The sequence below is a fragment of the Arthrobacter sp. AFG20 genome, assembly GCF_002892795.1.
Lineage (GTDB): Bacteria > Actinomycetota > Actinomycetes > Actinomycetales > Micrococcaceae > Arthrobacter.
The window spans coordinates 1-13,043 of sequence record NZ_PJMC01000001.1; the positions used below are offsets into that span (position 1 = coordinate 1).

At 66.6% G+C, this 13,043-nt stretch carries 14 protein-coding genes and 1 pseudogene; 6 read left to right on the top strand and 9 right to left on the bottom strand.

The annotated features are described in order from the left end of the window. Together CXZ05_RS23305 and CXZ05_RS23625 are read right to left on the bottom strand one after the other, a co-directional pair. Positions 1–133: phage holin family protein (locus CXZ05_RS23305; RefSeq protein WP_146033020.1), on the bottom strand; the 133-nt coding region annotated here is incomplete at its 3' end. Between the two features lie 78 nt (positions 134–211). Beyond that, positions 212–328 (bottom strand): annotated as a pseudogene (locus CXZ05_RS23625) (hypothetical protein); the annotation flags it as partial. Positions 329–1,542: 1,214 nt separating this feature from the next. Here CXZ05_RS23625 and CXZ05_RS00010 point away from each other — a divergent pair. Continuing rightward, positions 1,543–2,415 carry a PRC and DUF2382 domain-containing protein gene (locus CXZ05_RS00010; RefSeq protein WP_102970585.1) on the top strand — a complete coding sequence of 291 codons (873 nt, stop codon included), beginning with the start codon at positions 1,543–1,545 and terminating at the stop codon, positions 2,413–2,415. 101 nt (positions 2,416–2,516) lie between these two features. Continuing rightward, positions 2,517–3,272, top strand: a complete 756-nt coding sequence (locus tag CXZ05_RS00015) for a MarR family winged helix-turn-helix transcriptional regulator (RefSeq protein WP_102970586.1) — start codon at positions 2,517–2,519, stop codon at positions 3,270–3,272. A gap of 110 nt (positions 3,273–3,382) precedes the next feature. On the opposite strand, the gene CXZ05_RS00020 is transcribed toward CXZ05_RS00015, so the two are convergent. Both CXZ05_RS00020 and CXZ05_RS00025 read right to left on the bottom strand, forming a co-directional pair. Next, positions 3,383–3,592, bottom strand: a complete 210-nt coding sequence (locus CXZ05_RS00020; protein ID WP_102970587.1) for a hypothetical protein — start codon at positions 3,590–3,592, stop codon at positions 3,383–3,385. Between the two features lie 88 nt (positions 3,593–3,680). Next, positions 3,681–4,022: a hypothetical protein gene (locus tag CXZ05_RS00025; RefSeq protein ID WP_180987202.1), complete on the bottom strand. Its 342-nt coding sequence runs from the start codon at positions 4,020–4,022 to the stop codon at positions 3,681–3,683. Between the two features lie 974 nt (positions 4,023–4,996). On the opposite strand from CXZ05_RS00025, the gene CXZ05_RS00035 reads away from it, so the two are divergent. Further along, positions 4,997–5,179 carry a hypothetical protein gene (locus CXZ05_RS00035; RefSeq protein WP_102970590.1) on the top strand — a complete coding sequence of 61 codons (183 nt, stop codon included), beginning with the start codon at positions 4,997–4,999 and terminating at the stop codon, positions 5,177–5,179. A 155-nt stretch (positions 5,180–5,334) separates the two neighbouring features. On the opposite strand, the gene CXZ05_RS00040 is transcribed toward CXZ05_RS00035, so the two are convergent. Further along, positions 5,335–5,799, bottom strand: a complete 465-nt coding sequence (locus tag CXZ05_RS00040; protein ID WP_102970591.1) for a DUF4383 domain-containing protein — start codon at positions 5,797–5,799, stop codon at positions 5,335–5,337. Between the two features lie 174 nt (positions 5,800–5,973). On the opposite strand from CXZ05_RS00040, the gene CXZ05_RS00045 reads away from it, so the two are divergent. Beyond that, positions 5,974–7,293, top strand: a complete 1,320-nt coding sequence (locus CXZ05_RS00045) for a DUF6350 family protein (RefSeq protein ID WP_102970592.1) — start codon at positions 5,974–5,976, stop codon at positions 7,291–7,293. 56 nt (positions 7,294–7,349) lie between these two features. On the opposite strand, the gene CXZ05_RS00050 is transcribed toward CXZ05_RS00045, so the two are convergent. After that, positions 7,350–7,793: a hypothetical protein gene (locus tag CXZ05_RS00050; RefSeq protein ID WP_102970593.1), complete on the bottom strand. Its 444-nt coding sequence runs from the start codon at positions 7,791–7,793 to the stop codon at positions 7,350–7,352. Positions 7,794–7,832: 39 nt separating this feature from the next. Between CXZ05_RS00050 and purN the strand changes: the two genes are divergently transcribed. Then, on the top strand, positions 7,833–8,420 hold the full coding sequence (gene purN, locus CXZ05_RS00055) for a phosphoribosylglycinamide formyltransferase (protein ID WP_102970594.1): 588 nt from the start codon (positions 7,833–7,835) through the stop codon (positions 8,418–8,420). A 79-nt stretch (positions 8,421–8,499) separates the two neighbouring features. Here the strand turns inward: purN and CXZ05_RS00060 are convergent, their stop codons facing one another. Continuing rightward, complete coding sequence (locus CXZ05_RS00060) at positions 8,500–9,852, bottom strand: MFS transporter (protein WP_102970595.1); 1,353 nt, start codon at positions 9,850–9,852, stop codon at positions 8,500–8,502. 203 nt (positions 9,853–10,055) lie between these two features. Here CXZ05_RS00060 and purH point away from each other — a divergent pair, with 203 nt between their 5' ends. Beyond that, positions 10,056–11,726 (top strand): bifunctional phosphoribosylaminoimidazolecarboxamide formyltransferase/IMP cyclohydrolase, encoded by a 1,671-nt coding sequence (purH, locus tag CXZ05_RS00065; protein ID WP_102970596.1) that lies wholly within the window; start codon positions 10,056–10,058, stop codon positions 11,724–11,726. Between the two features lie 65 nt (positions 11,727–11,791). On the opposite strand, the gene CXZ05_RS22920 is transcribed toward purH, so the two are convergent. Further along, a complete protein-coding gene (locus tag CXZ05_RS22920) occupies positions 11,792–11,962 on the bottom strand; it encodes a hypothetical protein (RefSeq protein WP_180987203.1) in 171 nt (56 codons plus the stop codon). After that, the gene (locus tag CXZ05_RS00070) at positions 11,946–12,947 is read right to left on the bottom strand and encodes a serine protease (protein WP_102970597.1); all 1,002 of its coding nucleotides are present in this window, start codon (positions 12,945–12,947) and stop codon (positions 11,946–11,948) included. Before CXZ05_RS00070 ends, CXZ05_RS22920 begins: the two co-directional genes overlap by 17 nt. Positions 12,948–13,043: the final 96 nt, after the last annotated feature.

A 13,043-nucleotide genomic window follows, 5' to 3' on the forward strand; every position in this document is an offset into this window, starting at 1 on the left:
TGGCGAGTTCGATTTCCTGCCGGATCAGGGTGGATAGGTCCCGGGTGACCTCGCCGAGGAGGTCACCGAGGGAGGTGGTGTCGGCCTTGGCGTGCGCCTCCGTGGGAGGGGTATCAGGTATCTGGCTGCTCACAGGGGACGACCTCCACCCTCGGTATCGTCAGTATCCCGGCGCCTCGGCTCCCCGTACCCTGGCTCGCCGTAACCCGGCTCACCGATGGCAGGTTCTGCGACGCCCGGTTCGCCGTAGGCGGGTTCGCCGTAGACGGGCTGGCCGGCGGCAGGCTCTCCGACGCCTGGTTCGCCGTAGGCTGGTTCGCCGTAGGCGGGCTGACCGGTGGCGGGTTCCCCGTAAGTCGGCTCGCCGTAGGCCGGCTGGGTGTAGGCGGGCTCTCCCAGTCCGGCCTGGTCATAGAGCGGTGTGCCGACGCCGGCGTCAAGGCTGCTTTCAGTGACCGGCGGCTGGACGGGGTAGGGCGGAACGGTGCCCGCGTATCCTGCGCCGGTTCCTGTGTCGGGGGCTCCGGCCTGCAGGCTGCGGCCCAGGCGGCCGGCGAGCATGCCCGCGCCTGCGGCGAGGAGCAGGAAGGTGCCGGGACGCTGGCGGGCGAAGGACTTCACTTCGTCCAGCAGTGAGCCCGGATCGCGGTTGTCCAGCCAGGATGCGACCGATTCGGAGCGGTCTGCGGCCTGCCGGATCAGGTCCGAGGCCACGCCCTGCTGGTCCGGTGCGTCGGCCATGGAGCGGAGCTGCGAGGAGATGCTGCGGATGCCTTCGGCGGCCTTGGTCTGCTGCGTGCCGGCCTGGCTGGTGAGGTCGGATTTTGCCTGGTGCAGCAGGTCCTTGGCGCTGTTCTTCGCCTCGTACGCGACGTTCTTCGCCTCGGTCTTGGCCGTCCCGGCAACGTTCTTGGCGGCGACTTTAGTCTCGCCGGCGACGTTAGCGGCCTCATCCTTCGCCACGTCCTTCTTCGAGGACGCATCATCCTGGTAGACCGGGCTGCCGGTGTAGCCAGTGGTGCCCGCGCCAGTTGCGTCGTATCCGGTGGTGCCGGCGCCGTAACCCGAATTCTGTGTGGCCGGGAGATTGGTGAGGTCTTCATCCTGCGGCCATTGGTTCTCAGTCATCTTCGCTCTCTCTTTCCGAAAGGGTCAGTTGCTGTACAGGAACCAGCGTTGCTGGCATGCAATGGTAAGCATGTTTACTAATAAATAGTAAGCACGCTTGGCATTTTTTCCCACCTTTACTTCTGCCGCCCTGGCGTTAAGCGGGGGAGTGCAGCGGAATGGCGCGGAATTGCGACGCGCCCCCGACTCCGGCGTCGAGAAAAAAGCTAAGTAGGCTTGCCAATCGGATAGTAAGCATGCTTAGGGTATAGGTGCGAGGTCGAATTATCTGCCTCGGCGCGACGGCGGATGCCGCCACGCGCGCCAGTCGCTGCTCTTTCGCGGCGATAGCGCGCCGTGTAGCGTCGCTCTGCCGTTGCCGGTTAAACGTGAACAGCCAAAAGTGGACAAGAAGTCAACATTCAAGGAGACAGAATGCTCGCCAAGGAACACATCGACGACCTGCTGAACAAGAACGGAAACATCCTCTCGACCGACGGAGGCAAGATCGGTTCCGTCGGACAGGTGTATGCGGACGATGACAATGGGCAGCCTACCTGGGTAACGGCACGGACAGGCCTATTCGGTACCTCCGAATCCTTCATTCCCCTCGAAGGCGCACGGGTTGATGGAGCTGACATCGTCGTCCCGTACACCAAGGAGCAGGTGAAGGACGCCCCGCGCGTGGAGGCGGAGGGACACCTGGACCCGGCCGAAGAGGACCGGCTCTACGAGCACTACCAGCTGAACGGAACGGTAACTTACGCCGAGGCTGCGAACGGGCATACCGCCGACTCCGGCCGGACGGCTGACCGGTCCGCGGCCGGCCTTGCCGCCACAGAGCGGGATGCGGGATTCGCTGCCGGTAGCGGTGGCGGCACGTACAGCGCGGCGGATGAGAGGGCGGGCAGTGACACGTCCGGACTGGCCGACGGTGACGCCATGACTCGCTCGGAGGAACGCGTGAATGTCGGCACGGAAAGGCAGGCTGCCGGCCGGGCGCGTTTGCGCAAGTACGTGGTGACCGAAAACGTGACCCAGACCGTTCCCGTCCAGCGCGAGGAAGTGCGGCTGGAGCGAGAACCGATCACCGAAGTAAACAGGGGTGAGGCGCTGGGCGGCCCGGACATCAGCGAGGCAGAACACGAAGTGGTGCTTCACGAGGAGCGTCCGGTGGTGGACAAGGAAACTGTGCCCGTTGAGCGGGTCAGGCTGGACACCGAAACTGTCACGGACTCGGTGACCGTGGATGAACAAGTCCGCAAGGAGCGCATTGAGGCCGACGGCGTAGAGGACACCCGCCGCTAACTTGCCTCCCGCCGGGGCCGGGCACCGGCCCCGGCGTTGCAGGCATTGTGGGCTGGCCACGTCGCCAGCACGGGCTCAAAGGGGAAAGAAGGTTTAAACCGATGGTCCCGAATCCTGACGCGGAGCAGTGGGGGCCTCACCAGCTGCTGTCCATGGCCGCCAGGCTCGTCCAGCGCAGGCAGGACCAGGCGCTGGCCGAACTCGGCCTCACCCACGCCGCAGTCATAGCGCTGCAGGGCCTCCTTGCCGGGCCGCTGAACCAGGAACAGTTGGCCGCCGACATCAAGGTCCGCAGTCAGTCCATTGGCCGGGTCCTGTCGCGGCTTGAGGAGGCAGGTCTGGTGGCTCGTGCGTCCAGTTCTCTGGACAGGCGCCACAACGAGGTTTCCATCACGGAAGCAGGCCGCCAGGCATTGGAGGCGGCCAGGAAGGCTGAGCAGGAGGCACTGCCCCCCGACGTCGTCGAGGGCACTGTCTTGGGCCGGGAGCTGGCGCGGGTCATCAGCTACTTTCCCGGCCGTGCCAAGCCCGGCTCGGTCAAGAACCAGAACCCGGCCGCAGCCGTCGGCGACCCAGCCGCGGACGGCACCGCGGAAACGGGCTCTCCCGTAGCCGGTGCACCCACAGAGGGTGCTGCGAAAGAAGGCGTGCTGCCTACAGCCAGTGCGCTTACAGAACGTGTGCCCGCAAGTGGGCAGCAGGCCACGAGCGCGAATACTGCTGCCGAACCTGCTTTACAGAAGCCCGCTTCCGGAGATGAGGTTGCCGCCCAGGACGCTGAGCCAGCGCCGCAGGACGACGCCGGAACAAGGCAGAATCCAGACGGCGGCCGCTCCGCCCCTGAGTCGGCGGACTGATCAGTGACGAAGGAAAGTGTCGCCGCGCCGCGCACGGCGACACTTTCCTGGTTGGCATACTCCGGTCCGGGCCCAATGCCGGACCGTGCTCCAGCTTCGCTGGGACGGCTTTAGCGTCCCTGCTGCATCGGGTCCGGCCAGTTGCCGATGAGGCCGGACATGGGGTCGGGCCAGTTGCCGATCCGGCCGCGCATGGGGTCGGGCCAGTTTCCGATCCGGCCGGACATGGGGTCGGGCCAGTTGCCGATCCGGCCGCTAGCGGGTCCGGACTGCGGACGGGACGGGCGGGGGGCAGCAGACAGCGGGGCGTGCGTAGACATGACATGTTCTCCTGACTGAACTGATGGTCCTTGCGCAGGGTTGCGCAGGTGGTCTTTTCTGCCCGGAATACGGGCAGAGCTGACCTATTCAGTCGGGGGAACACCCCGGATCGAAGGCTGGACTGGAGGGAAGGTGCTGGGCAGCATCGAACACACGGACGCCGGCAAACAGGGGCGTCCGGTCCCAATCTCCCGCCACTTCGGCGGCCTGGGCGCCAGAGCCTTCGGAACCCGTGGAGGAGTTCCCTGACGTTCCCTCGCTCACGGCAAAGGATTGAAGATAGCCGTCGCCGGGCCGTGCATCGAGGTGCGGTTTGTGGGCAGCGGGCCTGGCGCCGGCCAGTTCACGTACCTGGGGCGTAGTCATGTGAAGCTCGGCCAGCGAGAGGCCTGTGCCGGCGAGCGGCAGCCCGGCGGCTGGGGCCCGCATGGCCTGGACTGCAATTTCCACCGATATTGCCGACCCCGCACTGCCTCGTGCCCTCGGAGCGGTGGTCCTCGGCCCAACTGCCGAAGGCGAAGCGGCCTGTGGCGGCGCAGCAAGATCTTGTGACTTCCCCCCGGCGTGGGGAACCGGCGTCGTCGGCGTTACCCCGGGTACGGGAACTGCGGGCAGTTCCGGCGCCGGCAGTGAGGGAACTGGCACTGAGGGAACCGGCACTGAGGGAACCGGCAGCGAAGGAACGGGCACTGAAGGAATCGGCAGCGAAGGGACCGGCACTGACGGGACAGGCACTGAAGGACGCGGTAGCGAAGGAATGCCGGGCACAGCAGGCGCTGCAGGCAGATGCGGCACCGACGAAACGATGTCTCTTGCGGTTGTTATCAGGCTGTCCGCCTTGTCGAGCACGGGTGCCGTCGCGGTGGTCACTGTGGAAACCGCCGTCGATGCCCCGTTGACCACGGCGCCCACCGTGCCCGCCACTGTGCCGACGACACCCGACACAGGCTTGGTGACTGCAGCCGGGAGGCCGGGTGCCGCCGGCAGTGCAGGAACCACCGGCAACAGCTTGCGGGCCGGGACAATCTGGGAGACGGGGGAAGCCAGCGGAGCAGACACTGCCGACTGCGCGATGGTAGCGACTGGAGCTGCGGCGAGGGAACCGGCGCTAAGGGAACCGGAATTCAGGGAACCAGAGCCAAACGAGTCGTTGTCCCCGGAGGCCGCCCCGGCGGATGCCGCGCTCCAGACAATCCAGGCCAAGGCGAGGAGAACGGGCAACAGGAGGGCACGCACGACCGCAGCCTTGTGAAGGCGCAAGCTGTTGCCCATTCGAATCACCCCCCAGCGCAATGGAAGACCAGAATATGCCCGGCGCCCGGTTCCGTCCAGAGGAAAAAAGCACCTGCGCATGATCGGGCCCGCTGAACCGCAATAAAATGGAGGCAGAAGGTGCTAATAGGATGTCTGGATCCATAGTCGTCGTCCTTGTGCTGCTGGCCGCAATTGCCGTCCTGGCCATTGCGGGAACAGTGCTGGCCGTCCTGCGCGACGGGCGCGGCGAAGTCCGGAGCGAACCGACTGAGGAGCCGTGGACTGCGGGACATCTGCCCAGTGAGCCCTACGCCGTGATGCGGTTTAAGTAGCGACCCCGGAAACCATCTCGCTGCCCCTGCCGGACACAAAGTTGGTGCAGTCGCCCACGACTCTGCGTGGCCGCCTGCACCAACCGGTAGTACGAATACTCAGATTAGATATCTACTCATTCGCGGCTCCTAGTTCCCGGCGTTCGCGGTCCGGGCTATCTCCTGTCCTCGACCGAATGCTGCCGTGCAAACATCCAGCCACAGGCAATCATCAGCACGCCAAGCACCATGTGCGTCCAGTTATCCAGCATATTCAGCGACAGGAAGTTGGCCGCCGAATCTACTCCGACACTGAGCCCGTAGATGCTGAGGACGATGTACAGCGCACCGGCGCCCATGAGGAACCTCCGCGCGCCCATCTCACCGCGGGACATGGCCCAGCCGGTTGCGCCAATAACCAGCTGCACGATGTTGAGCAGCATGGATACCTGGAACAGGCCGAGGAACATGGCGTGCGAATCAGGCCCAAGGAACATCAGTTCGCCATACCGTGCGGTGATGCCCGGAATGAACCCAAGTACACCGACCACCATCAAGACAATACCTACACCCATGCCAGCGTTCTGGACGTCAGTCCTGCCAAAGTGAACGCCGTGTGCATGTGGGGATGCGGTAGTCATTTTCTGCCTCCAACCACTGAATGCGGACAAGCTAATTTTACGTCCGGCCCTCTGAAAAAGCGCTCGCGGTGAGACTTGCCCGTACTGGTCCCAGCCGAGTCTCGTCCGACTTCTCGCGCTCTTGAGCCTGTCGAAAACAGGCGTGCCCGGCCTCGCATGGCACGATGGGAGGCGATGAAACTGCGCGCTGACCAGACCGGAGACCGTGGCCTCCCCATGCCCCTGTGGCTGCAGGGCGGGCTCGAGTCCGCGCAGGCGGCGATGATTTCCGCACTGCTGGTCATCGCACCCATCGTTGCGGTTTGGGCCACCTCGGGTTTCGGAAACAGCGGCCCCGATGCCCTGGCGCGGCTCGCCGGCCAGGCCTGGCTGGTCATCCACGGGGTGCCCCTCTACCTCACCGCGGTGGGGGAGGGTGCTGCCGCCAGGCCCGAGACCGGCACACTGTCGCTGCTTCCGCTGGGCCTGACCCTCATCCCGTTCCTGCTGGCCTGGCGGGCGGGCAGGCGCCTGGCCCGGGCGTCGTATACGGACCAGTTGTGGCAGGCGCTGCTCGGCTCGTGGCTGGCCTATGCGGGTTTTGGCATCGCCACGGGGTTCATCTGCCGGACCGAGGATGTGGAGGTTTTTCTGTGGTGGGCCGGGCTCCTGCCGCTGGTTCCGTTCGGCCTCGGCATGGTGATCGGCGCCCGGCGGGAGGCCGGTTCATGGAGCCGCCTGATCGGCGTCGACGCCGTGGACTGGATCGCCCGCACCAGCCAGCATTCGCGGTGGGCGGGGTCGTATCTGGCTTCCGCCGCCAAGGCAGGCTTCGTGGCTGTTGTCGCGGCGCTCGCCATTTCCTCGGCGCTCCTGGCCGTGGATCTTCTCATCCACTGGAACCTTGTGGTGGCGGTTTACGAAGCGCTCGACGCCGGACCCGTCGGAGGCGCGGCCCTCACCATCGCGCAGCTCGGCTTCCTGCCCAACCTGGCAGTATTCGCACTCGCGTGGCTGAGCGGCTCCGGTTTCGCGCTGGGAGCCGGCTCGCAGGTGGGTCCGCTGGGGACCGCCGTCGGACCGCTGCCCACCATTCCGGTTTTTGCTGCGATCCCTTCCGGACCCCTCGACTTCGGACCGGTGGCGCTGGTGGTTCCCGTGCTCGCCGGGGTCCTGGCCGGCTGGTGGTTCCTGCGCGAGGGGGAAAATCACTTCGACGAGTGGCTGTCCATCAAGCTCCCCGTCCGCTGGCTGACCGCCGCGGCGTCCACGCTGTTCCTGGCCCTCATCGTCGGGGCTGTTGCCGGCGTTCTGGCCGCGGCCCTCGCCTGGCTTGCGCGGGGCTCGGCCGGCATCGGCCGCCTGACGGACATCGGCCCGGACCCGCTGTGGACGGCAGTCTGGCTGACGGCGGAAGTCGGCATCGGCGTCGTAATTGGGTATGCGGCGGGACCGTGGCTGGAACGCCAGCAACTGCGGGACGCCGAGCTGGGGACTGCACCCAACAGCAAATAGCCGGCCGGGCAGCCCGGCCGGGGCCGGTTGCTCGCGGGGCTGATGCAGGGGCGGCGCTAGCGGACGGGCTGCTGAAGCGGTCCGGGCAGCGACTTCTCCAGCTGGACCCGGCACTCCGTGCTTGCCTTGCTGGTCAGCGCCTGGCGGGAGCACTGCTGGAAGTCGCGGACCTGGTTGAAGAACAGTGCCGAGGTCAGGACCAGGAGAACCAGCACGGCCGAAACCACCAGGCCGGAGATGGTGCCGAACAGCACCAGTTTGGATTCCTTGAACCGGATGGCCCGGATGAGCACGATGATCCCCAGCGCGATGCCCGCCGCCGTCAGAAGGGCCGTGAGCCAGAGGTAGGCGATGTCCAGCTGGAACACGAAGAAGGCGCCCAGCACGGCCACAATGAACATGCGGAACAGCGTGTGCGTCTTCTGGAGCGAGGCTTTGGCCTCCTCGCTGAGCGGACGCGCGGTCCGCTGCGGCCCCTGGGGGCCCGGAGTGGGGTTCATGTTTTCCAGCCTACGCGAGCAGCCGCCTAAGCTTGAGCAATGCGCATAGTAGTCCTCGTCTCCGGAACCGGTTCCAACCTCCAGGCCGTCATCGACGCCGTTCAGGCCGGGGACCTGGATGTTGAGATCGCCGCGGTGGGCGCGGACCGCCTTGGAACCTACGGCGTGGAGCGCTCTGCTGCGGCCGGGATCGACACGTTCGTGGTGGACTTCAAGGCCTACCCGGACCGCAAGGAGTGGAACGCCGCGCTGACGGAAGCCGTGGCCGCGTACCAGCCGGACGTGGTGGTGTCGTCCGGCTTCATGCGGATCGTGAGCCCCCAGTTCATCGACGCGTTCGAGGGTAAATACCTCAACACGCACCCCGCCCTGCTGCCATCCTTCCCGGGCGCCCACGGCGTCCGCGACGCGATGGCCTACGGTGTGAAGGTCACCGGCTGCACCGTGCACTGGGCCGACGCCGGCGTGGACACCGGACCCATCATCGCCCAGGAGGCTGTGGCCATCGAGGACGCCGACACCGAGGAAACCCTGCACGAACGGATCAAGGTGGTGGAGCGGCGGCTCCTGGTCTCCACCCTGGCTTCCCTCGCGGCCGAGTACGCCGCCGCGCGCACACCCAAATAGCTCGCATTTAGTGTCGTTTTGAGCCGTCAAAACGACACTAACTGCGAGTTAGTTGGGTGCGGGGGAACCGGGGAGAGGGCTATTCGAGGCGGCGCTGGCGGGTTTCGGGGGAGAAGAACGCCATCCACAGCACCGACAGGACCACCAGCCCGCCGGCGAGGGCGAACGAGGTGGCCAGCCCCAGCTGCGGCCAGAAGTAATTCGCAAAAATGAGTGGGCCGAAGCCTGCGCCCAGCCGCGAGAACGTCGACGCCCAGCCGAAGCCGCTGCCCCGCAGCTCCGTGGGGTACAGCTCGGAAACGTAGGCGTAGAGCACCGGGATGGCCACCTGCACCACGAACCCGAACACCAGCAGCCAGAACACGGCAGCCGTGGGCACATCCACCACGAAGGCCACCACCACCAGGGTCAGCGCGGACAGCGGCCCGGTAATAGCCAGCAGCCACTTGCGGCCCACGCGCTCCACGAGCAGCGCTGCCGCGATCACGCCCAGAAGTCCGACGGCGGCCATCCCCGCCGTCGTCAGGAACGCCTTGTACTCGGCGAACCCCGCGCCGATCAGGATCCGCGGCATCCAGGTCAGGGACAGGTAGTAGACCAGCAGGATGCTCATGAACAGCGCCCATGCGGCGGTGGTGATCTTCCAGTTGAACTGCCAGACCCCGCGCAGCTGCTGCCACGCGCTGCCGGCGGAAAACCGCGGGACAGCCTGCGGCTCGGGCAGGCTGTAGGCCCGGGGCTCGGCCCCGGTGGCCTCGACCAGGCCGTCGATCACCCGGGCGGCTTCTTCACGGCGTCCCGTGCGGATCAGGAACAGCGGCGACTCGGGAACGCTGCGCCGCACCCAGAACACCAGCAGGGCCGGCAGCACCATGACGAGCATCGTCAGGCGCCAGTCGGCAAAAGCGGCGACGAGCCAGGCAGAGACGAAGCCGCAGAGCGCAGCACCCACGGGCCACCAGCCGTCCATCGCGGTGAGCACCCTGCCGCGCTGCCTTCGGGGCGTGAACTCGCCCACCAGCGCATAGTCCACGGGAATGCAGCCGCCCAGGCCGAACCCGGCCATGAAGCGGAACACACAGAACCAGAGGAAGTCGGGGGAGAAGGCGCCGAGCACCGTGAAGAGCGAGAAGATCAGCAGCGTGGCCGTGAAGGCCTTCCTGCGCCCGATGGTGTCAGCGATGGTGCCCCAGATGAAGGCACCCAGGGCCATGCCGATGAGGTTGGCCGTGCCGATCCAGCCTGCCTCGCCCGGCGTGAGGCTCCAGTGGGTGGACAGCAGCGGAATGAGAATGCCGTTGAGGGTGACGTCCCAGGCGTCGAACATGAACCCCAGGCCGCCGATCACGAAGATGCGGCCCTGCACTTTCCAGCGCCACGGCAATTCCTGGACTACCTGCTCGCCGCTGGGCACAGCGGTGTAAATATTCATCTCGGCCTCCTGCTTAAACCTTACGTTGCGGAACGCCCCGGGACGCCTGACCGGGAACGCCCGGAAGGGCGAGCCCTCGCGCCGGGAACAGCCAGGCCTTCACACGGGGGCCGCCAGCAGCCGGGGGCCCGCCGACACGATAAACTGGGCCGTATCCCCACCAACCGCGGCACATCAACCGCGAGATAAAGACGGAGACTTTTGTGAGCTTCACGCAGCTTGACCGTGTTCCCATCCGCCGGGCCCTGATCTCGGTATACGACAAGACCGGTCTGGAGGAGCTCGCCAAGGGCCTGCACGCAGCAGGCGTCAAGATTGTTTCCACCGGCTCGACCGCCAAGAAGATCGCCGCGGCCGGCATCCCGGTCCAGGAAGTCGAAGAGGTCACCGGTTCCCCCGAGATGCTCGACGGCCGGGTCAAGACCCTGCACCCGCGCGTCCACGGCGGCATCCTCGCCGACCGCCGCGTCCCCGCCCACATGGAAACCCTCGCAAAGATGGAGATCGAGGCCTTCGACCTCGTCGTGGTGAACCTCTACCCGTTCGTGGAGACGGTCAAGTCCGGTGCCGCGCAGGACGACGTCGTGGAGCAGATCGACATCGGAGGACCCGCCATGGTGCGCTCCGCCGCTAAGAACCACGCCGCCGTCGCCATTGTGGTGGACCCGGCGTTCTACGGCGACGTGGTCCGCGCCGCCACCGAGGGCGGTTTCGACCTCAAGACCCGCCGCCGGCTCGCCGCAAAGGCGTTCGCGCACACCGCCACCTACGACACCGCTGTGGCCACCTGGACCGCCAGCCAGTTCCTCGACGAGGACGGCGACGGCGTCATCGACTGGCCCGCCTACGCCGGCCTCGCCCTGGAACGCTCCGAGGTGCTTCGCTACGGCGAGAACCCGCACCAGCAGGCCGCACTCTATGTGGACAAGGCAGCCCCGGCAGGCATCGCCCAGGCCGACCAGATCCACGGCAAGGCCATGAGCTACAACAACTTCGTCGACGCCGACGCAGCACTCCGCGCCGCCTACGACTTCGCCGAGCCCGCCGTGGCCATCATCAAGCACGCCAACCCCTGCGGTGTGGCCGTGGCCTCTGCCGACGCGGCCGATCCCATCGCCGATGCCCACGCCAAGGCCCACGCCTGCGACCCCGTCTCCGCGTTCGGCGGCGTCATCGCGGCCAACCGCACGGTCACCGCCGGCATGGCCCAGACCGTGGCCGGCATCTTCACCGAGGTGGTCATCGCCCCCGGCTTCGAGCCCGAGGCTGTGGAGATCCTCTCCAAGAAGAAGAACATCCGTCTGCTGTCCCTCCCGGAGGGCTACGGCCGCTACCCGGCGGAAATCCGGCAGGTGTCCGGCGGTGTCCTGGTGCAGGTCACCGACAAGGTGGACGCCGACGGCGACAACCCCGCCAACTGGACGCTTGCCGCCGGCGAAGCAGCCGACGACGCTACACTGGCCGACCTCGCCTTCGCCTGGACCGCCTGCCGCGCGGCCAAGTCCAACGCGATCCTGCTCGCCTCCAACGGCGCCGCGGTGGGCATCGGCATGGGCCAGGTCAACCGCCTGGACTCCTGCAAGCTCGCCGTTGAGCGGGCCAACACGCTGGGCGTTCAGGTTGCGTCCGACGTCGAGGGTGCCGGCGGGGCTTCCAACGCCGACGCGAGCGGCGCTCCCGCCCGTGCCCGCGGCGCGGTGGCTGCCTCCGACGCGTTCTTCCCGTTCGCCGACGGGCTGCAGATCCTGATCGACGCCGGCGTGCGGGCTGTGGTGCAGCCGGGCGGCTCGGTCCGTGACGAGGAAGTCGTCGCCGCCGCCAATGCTGCGGGCATCACCATGTACTTCACCGGCGCCCGCCACTTCTTCCACTAAAAGAGTTAAAGCCCGACGGCGGCTGCCCCCTTAAGGGGACGGCCGCCGTCGGGCTTTAACTTGCTTTAGCTTTCTTCCGTTTCCTCCTGAGCCGGCAACCGGATGTCCCGGGGGACCGCTTCGGCCATCCTTTCCGGCGTCCAGTAGGCCAGGATCTCCTCGGGCGCCTGGCTGACGCTGTGGCTTACCGCAGCGTCGTCAGCGCTGCCCGCGTCATCCTTACTTCCGCTGCGCACTGTCGTAGACCTTCATGATGGTCGAGCCCCAGAACGGCCCGAACATCATGGTGGAACTCGTTCCGTACCCGTAGCTGTTGACCGAGTTCTGGAAGCCGTTGGCTGAGTTTGCAGCGTCCGTGCCGCCCCGGGCAAACCATGGGCCGCCCGAGGAACCGCCCGTCATGTCACAGGAAATGCCCTGGGAGTTGAACTGGGGGTTGATCGTGTCGTTCTTTGCCGTGCCTGTGCAGCTGACCAGGGCCTTGCCGGTGAACGGGGCCGCGGCCGGGTACCCATAAGACTTGTATGTCAGCCCCCGGGGCTGGCTGAACTCCACACCGGAGGCACCCACCCTGTCGGCCAGCGTCTTGCCACCCACCCGGGCCACCACGGCGAAGCCGGTGTCGTACCGGATATCGCCGCCGGAGGTCCAGTTCCGTGCCGCGTGCAGCGACCGGGCCGGCCATTGACCATACGGGGACAGGCCATTGTCGTAGCCGGGAACAAACACCCAGTTGGTGGCGAAGGCGCCCGGCCCCTGATTAACACAGTGGCCGGCGGTGGCCACGAGGCTCTTGTTCTGGGCGGCGACTGAGTTGCCGGAGCAGACGTAGTTGATTCCGGCGAGGGTGAAGAAGACTTTGCCGATGTGCGGCACCGGTTTTTCATCTGCGTGCAGGGCTGTGGTTAGCGTGGTCTGCGCGGCGGTGCCGGCGATTCTCGTTGGCGCTCCCGTCGCCACGGCAGCCGAAGGCGAGGAGCCTTGGTTTTCGTGCCTTGCCACGGCCTTGACGGCCAGCACATCGCCGGGAAGGGCGGCGCGCATGCGCTCGGGCGTCCAGTAGCCCTGCTGGCTGGACACGGGGGTGCTTGCAACCTGCAGCTGGGTTGAATCCTGCGACGTTGCAGAAGATGCTGTAGCGCCGCCGATGGCGCTAACTACCAGCAGCAGGCCCGTGGAGAGGCTCAAAAGGCTGCCAGCCAGAGTCTTTTTGCTCGTCATTTGCGGTCCTACCTATCAGGTGGGGCGGGCCCGGGAGGCACGCCGGGTGACTGATTGACCTACCCGGGGATGACAAGCTCGCTTACTAACGATTCC

What these genes read in the sequence shown, in the direction of transcription:
- CXZ05_RS00015 (WP_102970586.1), top strand. Translation starts at nt 2,517, where the DNA reads ATGGTCCCGAATCCTGACGCGGAGCAGTGGGGGCCTCACCAGCTGCTG.
- CXZ05_RS00070 (WP_102970597.1), bottom strand. Translation starts at nt 12,947, where the DNA reads ATGACGAGCAAAAAGACTCTGGCTGGCAGCCTTTTGAGCCTCTCCACG.
- CXZ05_RS00020 (WP_102970587.1), bottom strand. Translation starts at nt 3,592, where the DNA reads ATGTCTACGCACGCCCCGCTGTCTGCTGCCCCCCGCCCGTCCCGTCCG.
- purN (WP_102970594.1), top strand. Translation starts at nt 7,833, where the DNA reads ATGCGCATAGTAGTCCTCGTCTCCGGAACCGGTTCCAACCTCCAGGCC.
- CXZ05_RS00010 (WP_102970585.1), top strand. Translation starts at nt 1,543, where the DNA reads ATGCTCGCCAAGGAACACATCGACGACCTGCTGAACAAGAACGGAAAC.
- CXZ05_RS00025 (WP_180987202.1), bottom strand. Translation starts at nt 4,022, where the DNA reads ATGCGGGCCCCAGCCGCCGGGCTGCCGCTCGCCGGCACAGGCCTCTCG.
- CXZ05_RS00050 (WP_102970593.1), bottom strand. Translation starts at nt 7,793, where the DNA reads ATGAACCCCACTCCGGGCCCCCAGGGGCCGCAGCGGACCGCGCGTCCG.
- CXZ05_RS00045 (WP_102970592.1), top strand. Translation starts at nt 5,974, where the DNA reads ATGAAACTGCGCGCTGACCAGACCGGAGACCGTGGCCTCCCCATGCCC.
- CXZ05_RS00060 (WP_102970595.1), bottom strand. Translation starts at nt 9,852, where the DNA reads ATGAATATTTACACCGCTGTGCCCAGCGGCGAGCAGGTAGTCCAGGAA.
- CXZ05_RS00035 (WP_102970590.1), top strand. Translation starts at nt 4,997, where the DNA reads ATGTCTGGATCCATAGTCGTCGTCCTTGTGCTGCTGGCCGCAATTGCC.
- CXZ05_RS00040 (WP_102970591.1), bottom strand. Translation starts at nt 5,799, where the DNA reads ATGACTACCGCATCCCCACATGCACACGGCGTTCACTTTGGCAGGACT.